Genomic DNA, 467 nt, shown 5'->3' on the forward strand with positions numbered 1-467 from the left:
CCACGGGGTCTGTGCCGGCGGAATCGAGATGCTGACTGTCTCGCGGCGGCGTGCAAGCTCTTCGTCATCGACCAGCACGTTCACCGAACGCGCGTTCAGGTCGACACGCACGCGGTCGCCTGTTTGCAGCAGAGAGAGTCCGCCGCCCACGGCCGCCTCGGGCGACATGTTGAGGATCGAAGGACTTGCCGAGGTTCCGCTTTGCCGGCCGTCGCCCATCGTCGGAAGAGACGTTATGCCCTGGCGCACGAGCGCGGCGGGAGGCGCCATGTTGACGACCTCGGCGCTGCCCGGATAACCCACGGTGCCCGCGCCGCGGATAACGAGAATGCAGTGCTGGTCGATCTCGAGCGACGGGTCGTTGATGCGCGCGTGGTAATCCTCGGGTCCCTCGAACACGATTGCCCTTGCTTCGAAGGCGTTTTCCGCACCGGGCTCGCTCAGATAGGTATTGCGGAAAGCATCGC

General features: G+C 65.1%; 1 protein-coding gene. It reads right to left on the minus strand.

Features of this window, described 5'->3' with window-relative positions; genetic code table 11:
- A partial coding sequence (locus tag SB753_RS34735) for a dihydroxy-acid dehydratase (RefSeq protein ID WP_410804567.1) occupies nt 1-467 on the minus strand: 467 nt, incomplete at both ends.

The sequence above is a fragment of the Paraburkholderia sp. SIMBA_053 genome, from assembly GCF_046534895.1.
Taxonomy (GTDB): domain Bacteria; phylum Pseudomonadota; class Gammaproteobacteria; order Burkholderiales; family Burkholderiaceae; genus Paraburkholderia; species Paraburkholderia caledonica.